Annotated in this window: 20 protein-coding genes and 1 pseudogene; 8 read left to right on the top strand and 13 right to left on the bottom strand. The window is 58.9% G+C overall.

Annotation, left to right across the window (positions count from 1 at the left end; translation table 11 throughout):
* Positions 1-23: 23 nt before the first annotated feature.
* The 3 genes from ACQQ2Q_RS02140 to ACQQ2Q_RS02150 form a co-directional block, all read right to left on the bottom strand.
* Positions 24-194 carry a hypothetical protein gene (locus tag ACQQ2Q_RS02140; protein WP_428185374.1) on the bottom strand — a complete coding sequence of 57 codons (171 nt, stop codon included), beginning with the start codon at positions 192-194 and terminating at the stop codon, positions 24-26.
* Positions 175-1,344: a phage portal protein gene (locus ACQQ2Q_RS02145; protein ID WP_428185375.1), complete on the bottom strand. Its 1,170-nt coding sequence runs from the start codon at positions 1,342-1,344 to the stop codon at positions 175-177. The genes ACQQ2Q_RS02140 and ACQQ2Q_RS02145 overlap by 20 nt, the downstream gene beginning before the upstream one ends.
* A gap of 65 nt (positions 1,345-1,409) precedes the next feature.
* Positions 1,410-2,021, bottom strand: coding sequence for a glycoside hydrolase family 19 protein (locus ACQQ2Q_RS02150; protein WP_428185376.1), 612 nt, complete (start codon positions 2,019-2,021; stop codon positions 1,410-1,412).
* 232 nt (positions 2,022-2,253) lie between these two features.
* Between ACQQ2Q_RS02150 and ACQQ2Q_RS02155 the strand changes: the two genes are divergently transcribed.
* The 4 genes from ACQQ2Q_RS02155 to ACQQ2Q_RS02170 all read left to right on the top strand — a co-directional run bounded on the left by ACQQ2Q_RS02155 (position 2,254) and on the right by ACQQ2Q_RS02170 (position 4,231).
* Positions 2,254-2,415 (top strand): hypothetical protein, encoded by a 162-nt coding sequence (locus tag ACQQ2Q_RS02155; RefSeq protein ID WP_428185377.1) that lies wholly within the window; start codon positions 2,254-2,256, stop codon positions 2,413-2,415.
* Positions 2,416-2,553: 138 nt separating this feature from the next.
* Complete coding sequence (locus tag ACQQ2Q_RS02160) at positions 2,554-2,928, top strand: VOC family protein (RefSeq protein WP_428185378.1); 375 nt, start codon at positions 2,554-2,556, stop codon at positions 2,926-2,928.
* A 129-nt stretch (positions 2,929-3,057) separates the two neighbouring features.
* A complete protein-coding gene (locus tag ACQQ2Q_RS02165; RefSeq protein WP_428185379.1) occupies positions 3,058-3,456 on the top strand; it encodes a DUF4440 domain-containing protein in 399 nt (132 codons plus the stop codon).
* A 205-nt stretch (positions 3,457-3,661) separates the two neighbouring features.
* Complete coding sequence (locus tag ACQQ2Q_RS02170) at positions 3,662-4,231, top strand: hypothetical protein (protein ID WP_428185380.1); 570 nt, start codon at positions 3,662-3,664, stop codon at positions 4,229-4,231.
* 22 nt (positions 4,232-4,253) lie between these two features.
* Here ACQQ2Q_RS02170 and ACQQ2Q_RS02175 read toward each other — a convergent pair whose 3' ends face one another.
* The 8 genes from ACQQ2Q_RS02175 to ACQQ2Q_RS02210 all read right to left on the bottom strand — a co-directional run bounded on the left by ACQQ2Q_RS02175 (position 4,254) and on the right by ACQQ2Q_RS02210 (position 11,730).
* On the bottom strand, positions 4,254-5,771 hold the full coding sequence (locus ACQQ2Q_RS02175) for a DNA-packaging protein (protein WP_428185381.1): 1,518 nt from the start codon (positions 5,769-5,771) through the stop codon (positions 4,254-4,256).
* Positions 5,683-6,288: a hypothetical protein gene (locus ACQQ2Q_RS02180; protein WP_428185382.1), complete on the bottom strand. Its 606-nt coding sequence runs from the start codon at positions 6,286-6,288 to the stop codon at positions 5,683-5,685. Before ACQQ2Q_RS02180 ends, ACQQ2Q_RS02175 begins: the two co-directional genes overlap by 89 nt.
* 483 nt (positions 6,289-6,771) lie before the next feature.
* Complete coding sequence (locus ACQQ2Q_RS02185) at positions 6,772-7,068, bottom strand: hypothetical protein (RefSeq protein WP_428185383.1); 297 nt, start codon at positions 7,066-7,068, stop codon at positions 6,772-6,774.
* Positions 7,069-7,271: 203 nt separating this feature from the next.
* Entirely contained in the window at positions 7,272-7,685 is a 414-nt protein-coding gene (locus ACQQ2Q_RS02190) for a hypothetical protein (RefSeq protein ID WP_428185384.1), read from the bottom strand.
* A 198-nt stretch (positions 7,686-7,883) separates the two neighbouring features.
* On the bottom strand, positions 7,884-8,090 hold the full coding sequence (locus ACQQ2Q_RS02195; protein WP_428185385.1) for a heavy-metal-associated domain-containing protein: 207 nt from the start codon (positions 8,088-8,090) through the stop codon (positions 7,884-7,886).
* 120 nt (positions 8,091-8,210) lie between these two features.
* Entirely contained in the window at positions 8,211-8,645 is a 435-nt protein-coding gene (gene cueR, locus ACQQ2Q_RS02200; RefSeq protein ID WP_428185386.1) for a Cu(I)-responsive transcriptional regulator, read from the bottom strand.
* On the bottom strand, positions 8,642-11,176 hold the full coding sequence (locus tag ACQQ2Q_RS02205) for a heavy metal translocating P-type ATPase (protein WP_428185387.1): 2,535 nt from the start codon (positions 11,174-11,176) through the stop codon (positions 8,642-8,644). Before ACQQ2Q_RS02205 ends, cueR begins: the two co-directional genes overlap by 4 nt.
* Positions 11,177-11,406: 230 nt before the next feature.
* On the bottom strand, positions 11,407-11,730 hold the full coding sequence (locus ACQQ2Q_RS02210; protein WP_428185388.1) for a WYL domain-containing protein: 324 nt from the start codon (positions 11,728-11,730) through the stop codon (positions 11,407-11,409).
* On the opposite strand from ACQQ2Q_RS02210, the gene ACQQ2Q_RS02215 reads away from it, so the two are divergent.
* The 3 genes from ACQQ2Q_RS02215 to ACQQ2Q_RS02225 all read left to right on the top strand — a co-directional run bounded on the left by ACQQ2Q_RS02215 (position 11,721) and on the right by ACQQ2Q_RS02225 (position 13,276).
* On the top strand, positions 11,721-12,179 hold the full coding sequence (locus tag ACQQ2Q_RS02215; protein ID WP_428185389.1) for a hypothetical protein: 459 nt from the start codon (positions 11,721-11,723) through the stop codon (positions 12,177-12,179). The genes ACQQ2Q_RS02210 and ACQQ2Q_RS02215 overlap by 10 nt on opposite strands.
* A gap of 147 nt (positions 12,180-12,326) precedes the next feature.
* Complete coding sequence (locus ACQQ2Q_RS02220) at positions 12,327-12,890, top strand: Panacea domain-containing protein (RefSeq protein WP_428185390.1); 564 nt, start codon at positions 12,327-12,329, stop codon at positions 12,888-12,890.
* 191 nt (positions 12,891-13,081) lie between these two features.
* Entirely contained in the window at positions 13,082-13,276 is a 195-nt protein-coding gene (locus ACQQ2Q_RS02225) for a hypothetical protein (RefSeq protein WP_428185391.1), read from the top strand.
* Here ACQQ2Q_RS02225 and ACQQ2Q_RS02230 read toward each other — a convergent pair.
* A pseudogene (locus tag ACQQ2Q_RS02230) lies at positions 13,273-14,162 on the bottom strand (IS1595 family transposase). The gene ACQQ2Q_RS02225 and the pseudogene ACQQ2Q_RS02230 overlap by 4 nt on opposite strands.
* A 127-nt stretch (positions 14,163-14,289) precedes the next feature.
* Here ACQQ2Q_RS02230 and ACQQ2Q_RS02235 point away from each other — a divergent pair.
* Positions 14,290-14,490 (top strand): DUF6471 domain-containing protein, encoded by a 201-nt coding sequence (locus ACQQ2Q_RS02235; protein WP_428186460.1) that lies wholly within the window; start codon positions 14,290-14,292, stop codon positions 14,488-14,490.
* Here the strand turns inward: ACQQ2Q_RS02235 and ACQQ2Q_RS02240 are convergent.
* Positions 14,426-15,145 (bottom strand): hypothetical protein, encoded by a 720-nt coding sequence (locus ACQQ2Q_RS02240; RefSeq protein WP_428185392.1) that lies wholly within the window; start codon positions 15,143-15,145, stop codon positions 14,426-14,428. The genes ACQQ2Q_RS02235 and ACQQ2Q_RS02240 overlap by 65 nt on opposite strands.
* Positions 15,146-15,225 lie beyond the last annotated feature (80 nt).

Raw genomic sequence — 15,225 nt, forward strand, 5'->3', positions numbered from 1 at the left:
ATCCGAATAGCCGGAAATGCTCTTCAAGCGATCACTAACAAAAACGTGGTTTGAATCGCTTGGGGCCGACAGCTGACATGCGTGTTGCGAGACTTGATATCTTGATTCAACACGCCGCCGAATGGCGACAATGGATCCAGTGCTTCGCCAACAGCAGCTCCACGGTCATCGGCTTCAGCTGTCTTCACCGCCATAGCCCACCGCCTCGCGCTTCTCCTCGTCGCTGAGGAAATCCGCCTGCCCCAGCCGCGTCCACAGGGCATCGCGTTCGAGGCTCAGCCCCGGCGCCTGGTCGAGATCCGGCTCAAGCCGCAGTTCCTCGTCATAGAGCCTGGACAAAAATCCGGAAAAGGCGCTCGCCGTGCGGTTGAGCAGCGGCAGCACTGTCAGGCGAAAGAAGGCGCGGTTGGCCTCCTGGTAATTGGCATAGGTATTGTCGCCGGGAATGCCCAGAAGCATGGGCGGCACACCGAAGGCCAGCGCCACGTCGCGCGCGGCCCCGTTCTTGGCCTCCATGAAATCCATGTCGCGCGGGGAAAGCCCCATCGCCTTCCAGTCGAGCCCGCCTTCCAGCAGCAGCGGTCGCCCTGCCCGCATCGGGCCGGAATAGCCATCGTCGAGTTCAGCCTTCAGCCGCTCATATTGATCGACCGTCAGATTGCCGCCCTCCTTGGGCTGGTAGACCAAGGCCCCGGAGGGCCGTGCGGAATTATCGAGCAGCGCCTTGTTCCAGCGCGTCGCGGCATTGTTGAGATCGAGCGCCATGCGCGCTGCCGCCAGCGGCGGCAATCCGGAATGGTCGTCGAGCGGATGGAAGAGTTTCAGATGCAACAGCGCCGCATCGCCGTCTGCCGCGATCCGTCGCGCCGCACCGCTCACGCGATAGTCATAGCCGACCGGCCAGCCATCCCGTCCTTCCACCACGCTCACCCGGTCCGGCCTGAGCAAATGGAGTTCGGCCACCCGGCTCCCCAGCATCACCGGTTCCACATAGGCATTGCCCGACAAAAGCAGATGCCCCGTCAGCGCCTCGAAGAAATCCGGCCCGCTCACCCGCCCGTTCGGCTGGCGCATCAGCGACAGTGCGCCATGCGTCTCCCGCTCGGTTCCGTCCTGATAGAGCAACCAGGGGATCGCCGCGCCGGCTTCCGCAATCAGCCGCACGCAGCGATGTACCACCGGATTGCCCATGAAGCCTTCGCGCGACAGCGCCGCATAAGACCCGACCGTCCAGCGCGCCTGACCTTCGCCGGCAATCAGCGCAAGGGGTACTGCGGCCTTGGTATCCGGCGGCGACGGATAGGCTGCCGCGCGCAGCCCCGGCAAGCGAAACGGGAGTTTCATCGGCTAGTCCTTTCCAGAAATCATGCGTTTTGGCCGGCATCGTCGCCAGCGAGCGGTCACGAAGCTCACCGCTGAAGCGCTGACCAAAACGACCGGCCATATCCGGCAATCGCCTCTGCCCGGTCGCGTCCGTTCACGATCGCCCGCGCACCTGTCCAGTCTTCCCGGTCGCGGTTAAAATAGGCCGCCAGCCGTCGTCCGGTAAAAAGCCCCTCGGTCATGCCGAAAAAGAGAATGCGCACCGCAACGTCCATGCGAAGAGCAAGGCCGGGATCGGCCACCAGATCCAGACCGATCGCCCGGCCCAGGCGGTCGTAATTCGCCTTGTGGGTGATCTGTACCAGCCCCCGCCCGAACCAGCATTTGCCGTCTCGGTCGGCGCGCCAATAGGGCGTCGTCACGCTCGGCAAGCGTCCGCTGGCAAAGGCCTCATCCAGCCGCGCCACGGTCTGTGCATCGCTTCGTCCATATCCCTCGCGAAGCGGCCGCATGGTAAACCCCGTCTCGTGAAAGACGGTCGCCAGCATATAGGCAAGCCAGCGGCCGTCGCCCTGCGGCAGCGCATCTTGCCAATGGTCGAGGATCGCATTCATCCCGTCCACCTGGCCCTGGCCCAAGCGACCGCCAAACGGATCGGCGCGTGCCGCGGAAAAGAATCGCTTCCGGTCGATTTCCATCACCCGGCTCCCGTTGTTTCAAGGCACTGTTTCACGGCTTTGAATGCGGCGCCTGGCCGACCATTTTGCGGCCGCGCCAGGACAGATTGTGAATAAGTTGAGATCTAAATCGGTTTAAATAAATTCAATCGTTTAAGGTGGTTAGGCGGCGTATTTACAATCCTTTAACGCTGTGGAACCTTCCACCTCAGAGATCGTTTCATAGCCGGTCCACACAGCAAGGAGCGCCATCATGGAAGTGAAAGTGTCGAGCCAGACCAAGGTTCCCGCCAACACCAATGCCATCCCCGCCCACATCATTGAGCGCATGGAAGCCGAATGGCGCCAGATGCGGCAGCCCCAGAAGCAGTCCGCATCCGGCTATTCTTACGCACCGAGCTATTCGCCGAAATAATCCTGTTCGAAAGAACGAGGAGCCAGGGCCGGTCCTTCGCAAGAAGGCCGGCCTTTTTGTTGGGCTGGATCATGCAGGACATTTGCTGAAACGACGCTAGACTGACCTCCGTTCGCAAAACTGTTCGAGAGCCAAGCCATGCGTTTCGTCAATCCCATACCCTTCGTCCGCGATATCGCGCTGTCCCTACATTTTTACCAGAACGTCATCGGCCTGAAGCTTCGCGAGGACTTTGGCAGTTTCGTTCTGTTTGAAGGCGGCTTTGCCATTCACGAGGGACAGTCACTGACCCAAACAGTCTGGAAAAGACCAGCCTCGATGCGTGAAACCTACGGGTGCGAAAACCTTCTTCTATACTTCGAGCACGACGACATAGACGCGGCATTTACGTCCATTGCCCCCCAAGTGGACCTCATCCACCCGGTAGAGCAGCAGGCCTGGGGGCAGCGTGTTTTCCGCTTTTATGACCCCGACAGACACGCAATCGAAATCGGCGAGCCCCAAGCGCTTTAGCCGCCCTCGTCTTATGGCAATCCAAAATCTCCGCCTGGCCAAAGCCACCGACGCCACCGCTTGGTACGCCCGCACCGTCGGCGTATGCCTTGGCATCTGTGCAACGACATCGAAAGAGCAGCGGCCGTCATGAGCGATCCATCCAACCTTCTGGCCGAGATTCGCGCCCTCGAGCAGTCTCTTCACCAGCCGGAGATCCGCACTTCACGCGATGCGCTGGACGCCCTGCTGGCGCCCGACTTTGTCGAGTTCGGCGCATCGGGCACCGTCTATCACCGCGCCGGGATCATCGAGCTTTTGCTTGCAGAAGATCCCGACGAGACTTCGGGCGAACTCCTCACCGACACTTATGTCCTGACAGCCATTTCGGCTGATGCAGTGCTGCTGACCTACCGAACCATCCGCCGAAGCGCCGACGGATCGGAGCGCTGCGCCCTGCGCAGTTCCATCTGGAAACAGGATGGCGCGCGCTGGCAGATGCTGTTTCATCAGGGGACGCTTGTTCCGACAGGTTCGAACGCCGGTTGAGCAAAGGCCCAAACTCTCCTCCGTCCTGCCTTGCCCCTTCCCCTTGTGGGGAGGGGATTGGGTGGAGATTTTCATCTGCAACACAGGCCCGCTCTTTATCTGAACGGCGATTCTCGGTAGGCAGGGCACCCGGATCGCAGATCCTCACACCTCTCTTCATCCTCACCCTGCAGACCACCTGCCGAAACGCATTCGGAATAAATCGATGGACATGTGGCCCGGAGCGCCAACGACAAAGCCGAAGGCAAAATGGAAGGCCTATCTCTATTTATCGGTGCTCCTGATCGTCCTCATGCCGATCCTCGCCAAGGTGTTCGGCTTTGCCTTCATTCCCGCACCGGACTGGCTGGCGCTTGCCCACCTGCCCGGCCTTGTCACCGGCGTCGTCTTTGCGGCCTTGATGCTGTGGTTGACGATCAGCGCCCGGCACCGCCTCGGCGGAGGCTGGTTCAAGACCGGCATCACCATCTTGATGTCGCCGCTGTTCGGGTTCTGGATCGGCTATGTCCTCGTGGTCGTCAGCGGCCCGATGCTGCTTGCCGTCGTCGCCGGCCATGAAACGCAACTCAACCTCACCGTCTCCCGTGCCGATCGCAGCGGTTCCAGCCGTTGCCGCATGCCGGTCGAATTCGAGGGACTGATATTCGCGTTCGACCGCGTCTGCGACATTCCCGATGATTTTCGTCAGCTGCTCGCGCCCGCAGACCCATTGACGGTCGTCGGCCGCGGCACACGCTTCGGTCTCATTGCCGAGCGCCTGCGTCTCCACAACTAGGCCCCACGGTGTGCGGCCGCCTTCACATCCCCCTCACCCGCGGCTCGCCACCGCGATCCAGCATCAGCGCCGTCAGCGCCCAGACCAGTGCGTCCAGCCGGTCGGGCGAACGGCCGGAGGATAATCCGTCGGGGCCGAAGTCGCACATCTGGTCTTCCAGATCGGCAAACCGTCCGGCATGGACCACCCTTGCCTGCTCGTAGAGGGCTGCCACCGGTTCGGCGCGCAGGAACTTGCCGCGCATCGCCCTTACCATTGTCACCGGCAGTCCGGCCTCCACGCTGCGCAGCACTTCGGCCACCATGGCCCCGCCCTGGTTGACCTCGGCAATGACACGATCGGCCTCGAAGCGATGATAAAGCCGTGCCACGGCCCCCGCCCAGCCGGCAGGGCTGCGGCCCGATACCGAACCATCGGCAAGCACCACGGCTCGCCCGCTTTCCTCCAGCGCCGCCGCCACGATCCCGCAGCAGGACAAGGCGCCGGTTCCGGAGGGCGGGTCGACGCCGATCACGATCCGCTGCAACGGGCCATGGGCCTTCACCACCAGCGCCTCCAGCCGGTCGCGCCGCCACAGGGCGTCCTCGCGATCCTCGATCAGTTCGCCGTCCAGCTCCTGGCGTCCGAGCCGCGATCCGGCATAGCGGGCCTCCATGGCGGCGATAAAATCCGGGGAGAGGTGGTCGCTGTTGGAGCGCGTCGAAATCCGTGTCACCACGGTTGCGGCATCGGCCATCAGCCGTTTGACCAGCGGCACCGGGCGCGGCGTGGTGGTGGCCAGCAGGCGCGGCGCCTCGCCCAGCCGCAAACCGAATTGCAGCATGTCGAAGGTCTCTTCGGCATATTTCCATTTGGCCAGTTCATCGCACCAGGCGAAGTGAAATTGCGGACCGCGCAGGCTTTCGGGATCTTCGGATGAAAACAGCTGTGCCACCGCGCCATTGGGCCAGACCAGCCGTCGCCGCGAAATCTCCACCTCGGGGCGACGCCAGCGCGCCACCCGGCAGATACCGGACAAACCGTCCAGCATCACCTCGCGGGCATCGCCCAGGGTCTCCGCCACCAGCGCGATCCGCAGGTCGGAGCGCTCGGCCCGGCTTGCCAGAGAATGCACCCATTCCGCACCGGCCCGCGTCTTGCCCGATCCGCGACCGCCCATCAGCAGCCATTGCCGCCAGGCGCCTGCCGGCGCCATCTGGTCTGCCCGCCCCAGCAAGCGCCAGTCCGACCCGATCCGAAGCGCTGCCGCCCGCGACACCGGCTCGCCGAAAAGCGCCAGTCCCGCCGCCCCGTCCGACGACGGCGCGTTCAGCGCCGGCGTCCCGTTCCAGTTCCCCGCCTCAGGGGAGGCTGCGTCGGCAGGCGGATGCGGGACAGGTTCGACCTCAGAGAGACAGTCACCGACAGCCTCGGCTTCATCGGCAAGCGCGCCGTCGCTGCCCTCAACCGCCTCACACCGTCGCGGCTGTCGCCTCTCCAGCCGCGTCGGCACCACCAGCCACACCGTGCCTTGCGCCACCGGCCAGAAGCCCGCCACCATCGCCGGGGGAAGCGGCCAGCCAGAGCCTTGCGCGTTCCCGCGCTCTGGCGTCGATAAGAGCCTCGATCCGGGCGCGGATATCGGCATCGCTTTCCTCCTCGCCAAGCTCCGCAGCCTCGGCGCGGTCTCGTGCCAGTTGCCGCTGCAAGGCGTCGATCTTTTCCAGCGTGCGCACGATCGCCTGCATGGCATCGGTCACCGCCTTCAGGTCGCCGCGCGCTGCCTTGGCCGCTGTCCCATCCGGCTCGCCGCCCGCCTGTCCTTCGGCCGACAGCCAGCCCTGCGCTGCCGCCCGCAATTGCCGGTGCAGGTCAAACTGGTCGCGCATTTCCGCGGTCAGGTCGTTCAAAAGCACCACCAGCGCGTCGCGCTCGCTGCGCGTCGCCACCGACTTGATTTCCAGCGCCTCGAACAGCGAAACATCCGGCGCAAGCGACACCTCTTGCGCCTGCACGGGCCACGGCCCGAACAATGCAAGGTCCACCCGCCCCGGATCGAAAGGATCCGGATCGCTCATCACGCACTCCGCTCAACGAAAAAAGCGCCACCCACAGGCAGCGCCATCAACTACACCCCGTCAAAAGGGCGCTCGCAAAAGCCAAAACAGCCTGCCGGTATCAGCCCCGAAAGGCCACCCAAGCACACTTCTTTGACGATGCCTGAACCCTACCAAACCACCGTCACGCCGTCAAGGATTATTTTCCTATTTTGTAGGCGTGGCGTACCGAGGTGCAAAAATGCGTACTGCTTCGCGACAGGCTGGCAGTGAAAAGCTGAAAACTAGGCGATATCGCCAGAGATGGCTGAAACAGGGATCAAAGGATTAATTACAGATACATAGAGCTTTATAAAGATAGTGGCCGCGGGTTTAACCCCTTGCACGCGGTATTTATCCGCATCAGGTAATCGTTCTAGCGCGCTCGCTCCAACTGTGAATAATCGGCTTTCTAACTCTTCCGAATCTAGATCAACTTCTACCTGCAAACAGTCGGGTTCCAAACTATGTCATCGCTGATGTGTCTTGGGCGTCGTTATGCCCGACAAGCAAAGTGACGTCTTCTGCTGCGGGTGCTTCCCCATCTTCCGCTGAAAGTCGCTTCAATATCGATCGAATTAGTTCGGCGCCCGCGGGAGAAAAATAAAACACTACTTCATTTTGGTCAAATTGCCGGTTGCAGTACATTGCGGCTTTCGGTGGCATCCCTGCCGCAGCGAACGCGGTCTCAAAAGTAGATTGCAGTTCTTTCCACTGCCCATTTGACTGCGAATCCCTATGCAAGGTAATTATTTTCCACATTTTCAGCCTCCCCAATCAAAGAAGCAAAGATACATCTTTTTCCTCTTTTTTCGAGCTTTTTGCCTTCTGTGTAGCCGAAACCGGTCTCACCAATTCGCCGATCGGTAAGGCGCTTGTCGCGAACGTTACGAAGCAATCCTTCGGCGCGTTCGGTGTCGCTAATCTATCGCGCGCCCTACGAACGGCAACCCCAGACCATCCCCCTACCGCGCCGTTACCACGCCCAAATCATCCGGCCGCATCGCTGCATCCTGCTTTGGTTTGTCCGGCCGCAGCAGATGCAGTGCCTCCACCTCGCGCACGGTCAGCCGGGGTGTGATGTCGTGGCAGGCGGGGACGGTTTCGTCGACGAGGATCGAGACCACCGAGAGCTTGGAGCCGGGGTCGCAATAGAGTTCGCTCACCCCGTCGGGCACGCATTGGGAAATCAGTTCGCGCCCGCCCGGCAGGGCGCGGCGGACGAAATTCTCGCGGCTCTTCCAGTCCGGCGTGTGGGCGGTATAGACGTCATGGCATTGCGCCATGCTGGCGATCGTCTTTTCGTAGAAGAACAGATTGCCGTCATCGCCCCGGGAGGCACCGGCACTCACCGTCCACAGTCCGAGTGTTATCAGCATGGTTGGCCGCATCGAATCACCCCCGCTCGATCGATGCAACCCTAGCGTTAATCCGGCATGCAAGACAGCATTGTTTTCAAACGATCTTCGCAAGATCTTGCCAGGCAATTCAGGTAGCATACAACCAAACCGGCCTGCCAGCCGATCCCCGCGGCACTATCTGCTTCGCTGCGATGGGATCCGGAACCTGTCCTCAAGTCAGTGTCTTGCCGCCACGGGCGTATAGCCGGCTCCGGCAATCGCCGCCCTTGCCATGGCGGCATCGCCGGCAACGCTTACGGTCTGGCCGGTCAGATCCATGTCGACGGCGGCGTTCGGCAGGGCCTCGATCAAGGCCTGGCGAATGGTCTTTTCGCAATGGCCACAGCTCATGTCTTCGACATGAAAGATCGTCTTTTCGCTCATCGGTCCGTTCTTTTTGAATTGGCAAAGCTTGGCGCAGTCATGCGCCTTGCCTTTGCTGGAAGGTCAAGCCATTGCCGGTAGACAGGACACCGTGTCGCAGGCCAGGCGTGGCTTCAGCCATCACGCCTGCTGCCTCGTCTTCGGCTTCGCCTGCCGGCCACTGTCTTCGCCCCCACCCAGCTCGGCCAGAATGGGGCAATGCGGGCGATTATTGCCCTGGCAGCAATCCGCCAGATCCTTCAGCTGGGTCACCATGTCCTGCATGGCGGCGATCTTGTCTTCCATCTCGCGGATATGGGCCGTCGCCAGCGCCTTCACTTCCACGCTCGCCCGGTCCTTGTCATCCCACAGTTTCAGCAGTTGTTCGGTCTCGGCCAGCGAAAAACCCAGCATGCGCGAGCGCTTGACGAAGCGCAGCCGGTTCACCTCGTCGGTGCTATAGATGCGGTAATTGGAATCGGTGCGATGCGCCGGGCGCACCAGGCCGATTTCCTCATAATAGCGGATCATCTTGGCCGAGATTCCCGATGCCTCTGCCGCTTGCCCGATATTCATGCAGACTTCTCCTGTGTCGATCCCCCGATGGAGCTCACGCCGGCTCGCTTCAGTCTCAGCGCATTGGTCACGACAAACACGCTGGATAATCCCATGGCGCCGGCCCCGATCATCGGTGACAACAGCACGCCATAAGCGGGATACAAAAAGCCCGCCGCAACCGGGATAAGCAAGATATTGTAGCCGAAGGCCCAGAAAAGGTTTTGCCTGATATTGCGCATCACCGCCCGGCCGATCTCGACGGCATGGACGGCGCCGGCCAGATCGCCGCTTGAGAGAACCGTATCGGCGCTCTCGATCGCCACATCCGTGCCCGTGCCGATGGCAATGCCGGTATCGGCTGCCGCCAGTGCCGGCGCATCGTTCATGCCGTCGCCGACAAAGGCCACCGTCCGGCCCCTGGCCTTCATCGCCTTGATGGCCTCCACCTTGCCCTCCGGCAAAAGGTCGGCTGCCACCGTGTCGATGCCGGCAAGGCCTGCAATCGCATTGGCGGTTTTCAGATTGTCACCGGTTGCCATCACCACCGTCAGTCCCAGACGTTTCAATGCCTCAACGGCATCAACGCTGTCGGCCTTCAAGGGATCCGCAATGGCGAGAACGGCTGCCACTTTTCCGTCAATCGCCAGAAACACCGTCGTCTTGCCCTCAGAGGCCAGGCGATCGACAGCAGCATCCAGCGTTTCGGCGCGCTCGTCGGTGGCGATATCTGCGCTTTCGCCATAACCGAGCTTGTCCATATAGCGCCTCGCGCCGATCTCCACCCGGCGGCCATCCACGGTGGCGGCAATGCCGTAGCCGGTCACCGCTTCCAGCCCCTCGGCCTTGAGCAGCGTCAGGGCGCGGGCCTCGGCTGCCCGCACCACCGCCTCGCCCAGCGGGTGTTCCGAGCGCGCTTCCACGCTTGCCGCCAGCATCAGGCAGTCAGCCTCGTCCAGGCCCCGTGCGGTCAGAATATCGGTCAGCTCCGGTTTGCCCTTGGTCAGCGTCCCGGTCTTGTCCAGTACGATCGTGTCGATCTCAAAGAGCCGCTGCATGGCCTCGCCTTTTCGAAACAGAACTCCCAGTTCGGCGGCACGGCCGGTGCCCACCATGATCGACACCGGTGTCGCCAGTCCCATGGCGCAGGGGCAGGCAATGATCAGCACCGCCACCGCATTGACCAGCGCATAGGAAAGCGATGGCTCCGGCCCCAGCCACAGCCAGACCGCGAAGGTCAGCGCCGATGCTGCCATGACCGCCGGCACAAACCAGCCGGTCACCTTGTCGATGGTGGCCTGGATCGGCAGCTTTGCCCCTTGCGCTTCACCGACCATGCGGATGATCTGCGACAACATCATGTCGGCGCCAACCTTGTCGACGCGGTAGCGGAACGTGCCATTGCCGTTGATCGTGCCGCCGATCACCCCGGCACCTTCGGTTTTCTCCACCGGCACCGGCTCGCCCGAAATCATCGCCTCGTCCACGTGGGAATGGCCGTCGACCACGGTTCCATCCACCGGCAGACGCTCTCCCGGACGGATCAGCACGATATCGCCGACCGCGACATCATCCACGGCCACGTCCCGGACCGCTCCGTCGCGCTCCACCCGCGCCGTCTTCGGCGCAAGGGCAGACAATTTGGCAATCGCCTCGCCGGTCCGACCCTTGGCACGTGCCTCAAACAGGCGGCCGAGCAGGATCAGGGTCACGATCACCACGGCTGCCTCGTAATAGACGTGGCGCGCCTCGAGCGGCAAAATATCCGGCGCAAAGGTCGCCACCAGCGAATAGAGGTAGGCAGCCCCCGCCCCCAGGGCGACCAGCGAATTCATCTCCGGCCCGCCGCGCAAGAGCGCCGGCACGCCAATGACGAAGAAGCGCCGGCCCGGTCCGGCCAGAACAGCCGTGGCCAGCACCGCCTGGCTCACGTTCAGCCAGAATGCGGGCACCATGCCGATTAGCCAATGATGGAATGGCGGATAGATATGACCGCCCATTTCCATGATGAAGACGGGGATCGTCAGCACTAGCGCTGCCCAGAAATCGCGTGCCAGGCCACGGATCTCCTCGGCGCGCTTTTGCTCGCGGCTTTCGCCTGTGCCTGCCGATTTCGCCCTGGCGTCATAGCCGGCCTTTTTCACCGCCTCGATCAGCGCCGGTCTCTGATCCTTGCCGCCGATCGCCGATACGGTTGCGATATTATTGGCAAGGTTCACCGATACGGCGGCGACGGAGGGCAGAGCGGCCAACGCCTTTTCCACCCGCGCCACGCAGGAGGCGCAGGTCATGCCGTCGATCTCCAGTTCCACCGTCTCCGGCTTCACCGCATAGCCGGCCCGTTCGACCGCGGCGATCAGGGCCTTTGCTGAAAACCCCTCACCCGGCGTCACCGTCAATGTCTCGCCGGCATAATTCACCGCGCTGGCCGATACGCCATCCACATTGCCGGCGGCCTGCTCGACGCGGCGTACGCAGGACGCACAGCTCATGCCCGTCACCGACAAGGTGATCGGCTGGAACGGAGAAGTTGGCTTTGCTTGATCAGTCATCTTGTGCACCTCATGCACAGTAGATGGAGCTTCCCATCATGGGAAGGTCAAGGGGCAGGCCTGAAAACGGAATTCCGGCCTTATGTAGCAAGAGCACCAAGGAAATATATAGCAATTCCAACAATCTAGCAACAGAATAGGAGGTGCGCCAATGTTCCACGATCATTGGTCATCATGCTCGCTTCACTCGTTACCGGCCAAGTTTCCTAAGCGGTTCAGCTGTGGTGGGTTCAAAGACGGCAAACCACACGGTCTATGGTCTCATCCCATCGATTATATCCGGCCCTTGGCCCTGAGAAGGTTCGTTCAGTTGTGGTTAGCCCGGATAGCTTGGAAACGTGAAAATCGCGCCAGCCTTGGCCAGTTCCTGAAAGCTGCCATGCACTCAGGGTCAAGTCGCCATCGCTGTCAGACCCAAGAAGATGAGGCTCGACGGTTCTGACGATATTTTTGTATCGGAACGAAAGAACGTGTTTAGCCGCGATTGCCGAGCATATGACTTGTTGTGACATTGGTTCCCCTCCACCAAAAGGAGAATTAGACCATGGACACATACAAACCGGCAAGAACGGAAACCATTGACCACACGATAACCGGCCTTCTCGCTAAACGAGCCGACCTATTCAACGAAGCCGAACGCATTCGCGACCGCCTAGCCGAAATCAAGAACGACATAGGCGCAATAGACCGCACTCTCTCCGTATTGGGCTACACTGGCGATCTAGACGCCGCCATGCCTCGCCAGAAGCGCGAAGTAATCTTTGGGCGTGGTGAGCATTCTCGGGCCATCATGGGCGAACTACGGCACGCAGAAGGGCCGCTATCCAGCCGCGATATTGCGCAGACAATCGTTGCCATGCGTGGCGAGGACGCGAGGGACCGAAAATATATATCCGACCTCACCAAGCGGGTAAGCAAAGCCCTCCGGTCTATGAAGGCCGAAGGCCTGGTAAGGGGCGTTGCAGACGCCAAGGGGAATATAAGTTGGGAACGGCGGGGTTAACTAGTCTGTGTCATTTTTACTGTTAAAGTCAGGCGATCTCGTTTCCGAGTGAGCTTTTGTTTTCAACTGCCACGCACTATGTTATTGCATGGAAAACGCGTTGAACTACGTTAGTAACTAAACGACGCTCCCAATGGGATTGAGATAATGCGTATGAAAGCGCCTATTGTTTATATCAAGCCGAATGAATCGAAAATTTTTGAGTCCGTCGTGTTTCTGATTTCTGAAGCAGATAGGACAAATAAATTTGCGAGCCAGTATGATATTGTTAAATCTGTTTTTTTGGCCGATAGGCGGCATTTGAACGAGTACGGTCGCCCTATTACATTCGACCGTTACTCAGCGATGAAGCATGGGCCGGTTCCTTCGAATGTCTATGATCTGCTAAAGGGAGACCCAGATCTGCGGGGGTTCCCTTGGACAAAGATAAGACAAAGTCCGACAATTAATCAGTTTAAGGACGCCACTCGCCCTTATGACGAGAGCATATTATCGGAAAGCGATATAGAAGCACTGTCAGAATCTTTTGTAACCGTTAAATCTCTTGGCTTTTCACAAATTAGAAAGCTTACTCATGAAGACCCGGCGTATGTAGATGCGTGGGAAGATGATGACGATGTCAAATCTTTTGATATGAGTTACGCTATGCTTTTTGATGTTCCAAGCATTGAAAAGGCCATGGATGTAAAGTTCTTTTCCGAAAATATTTAGCTATGCAGATCGGAGACGTAGTAAAAATATACGCTCCGTCTGCAGGATACACAAAATATCATTTTTGTGTATGCATCCCCGATGGGGAGACATCAGGGAAATTTATCTTCCTAAATTCAGACCCTAACTACAGGGATTGCCTATCAGTTGTTTGTGAGCGAATACCGTGCCTACCAAAATCGGAAACTGGTGTGACGGCAATCAGCTTCTCACTCTTGGTCCGATATACTGATGCAAAGCTTGATCTTTATAAGGCTGAGGTACTTGGGAAGATGCCTCTTGATGTCGTTGAAGAGATGATTGCATTTTTGATTTCAGTAAAATCTCTTCCCGCTCCAGACAAAGAGGCAGTTAGAATTTCGCTTGAGTCCTTGCTGCATTCTTAGATAGAGCGCTGCCAATAGCCCTTCCAATTCCGGCTAACCGGGTGCGAAAGCGAAGCGCCGAGAAGGCCGAAGGCATTCGCGCCATTTGAGCGACGGCGGTGATCTTCCATCCAAGCGGCGTGGTTCGCGTACTGGTAGAGGTACTTGTGTGAAACATGGTGGTGCTGGCCACCGACCATGCGGCGAAGGCGCGAGAAGTAGCTTTCAACCGAATTGGTGTGCTTGCCGTTGCACTCGCTGTAGAGTTCGCTGTGGTCGATGCGGCCAGTTTCGCAATGCATTTCCAGCGCGTCCCAATGTGTGGCTTCGTCAGCGAAGATCATGGCCTTTGCGGCAATGCGTGCCTTGGCGATTTCGACGCCTTCGGCTTCCGACTTGCGAACAAAGGTAATGGTGCGGCCCTGACGCTCACGAAGAGCGATAACGACGCGGCGGCGGTCTGACTGGTTCTACTTGAAGCGGCGGTCCTTGCGGTTCTCAGGGCGGACGTGACCACCGAAGTAAGCGCCGTCAATCTCGACTTCGCTGTCGAAGACTTCCTCGGCTGTTTCAACGGCCAGAGCTTCGCGCAGCTTGTGAGCAAGAACCCATGCCGTCTTGTACTGCACGTCCAGATCGCGGCCAGCAGGTCACAGAAGCCAAGCTTGCGGCTTGCGAAGATCGTACCGGACGTAACCGAATACTGAGCATGGCAGGCAGCGCACTTGAACTTGCGGCGGGTCTTGATTTCGTAGTGATCCAGGCAACCGCACTTAGGGCAAACAGGTTCGCCACCTTCCCAGCGCAGGCGCTTGAAGGTCTCATAAGCCTTTTCTTCGCCTCCCTTGTAGATTTCCTTGAGGGAGAGGGTGCGGGCTTCGGCTGAAAGGAGAAAGTGCCGCGCCATTCGTCATCTTTTCCGTTACTTATGTAACGTATATAGTACTTTGACGCACAGCAGTAAATGGCAATGTAATCATTTGCGATACGTTTCGCATCACAGGTTATACATGACAGATAAAACAGATTGGGAAATGAAAGCCGCCAACCTCCTAAAGGCGGAATTGAAGCGCAAAGGTGTAACCTATGCGCAGCTTGTGGAGAGGCTGGCCGGGATCGGCGTTGATGAGAAAGAAGTGAACATTCGCAATAAGCTAAGCCGTGGGAAGTTCACTGCTTCTTTTCTTCTCCAATGCTTAGCTGCGGTTGGCTCTCAATCTCTACATTTGAACTAGACTGGCCATCTTCTGCCTCGTCGAGTGTCTGAGGGTCCGCTAAATTTAGCCAATTTAGCCAATCCAAATGTTCGAACTGGTGGAAAGCATTTTCTGGCACAACGATTGTCACTCGCTTGAATGAGCAATGCCTGAATGTGCAGCTATCAATGATTATCCCGTTTAAAATATTCCTATCAGGTCTAACTAAAACTGCATCGCATATAGGCAAATGAGGGTCAGCCAACTGATTGTTGTTCCGTAGAATGATATTCGCAGGCCCGACGATATCGCAGCCAATGAATACCTTTCCTTCGATATGTTGCTCAGATGGCAGGCAAAATTCGCTAAGAAATATCCGCTTGCTTTCAAAAGTCTTCAACATTGGATCGACAAATCCAGACTTAGAGAACAAAAGCTGGTTATATCTGGATTTCACTATTCGCCCGTATGCAAGCGCGGAAATAGCATAGATCAAGGCGGCCAATAAAAGACCACAAAACCCCGCCGAGACCCAAGAAAACGGGGCGTACTGGCCGAACATATCAGTAGCGCTAGCCGCCCAAGCTGGTATCGCAAAACTACTCACGATACCCGTCCCTTTGACAAAGGTCCAAAGAGACCACTGCCATTCTACTGTTGATAGCCAGCGGAATATTTTGTTCTGTCCTGCCATGCGTGAAATCAAACACAAATGTTAGCGGTTGTGGAGTCGTCATTTCTCCACCCCGCATGTGCTTGGTGCGTTTGCTACAT

Origin of the sequence: Agrobacterium sp. ES01 (assembly GCF_050320885.1) — a bacterium.
GTDB lineage: Bacteria > Pseudomonadota > Alphaproteobacteria > Rhizobiales > Rhizobiaceae > Allorhizobium.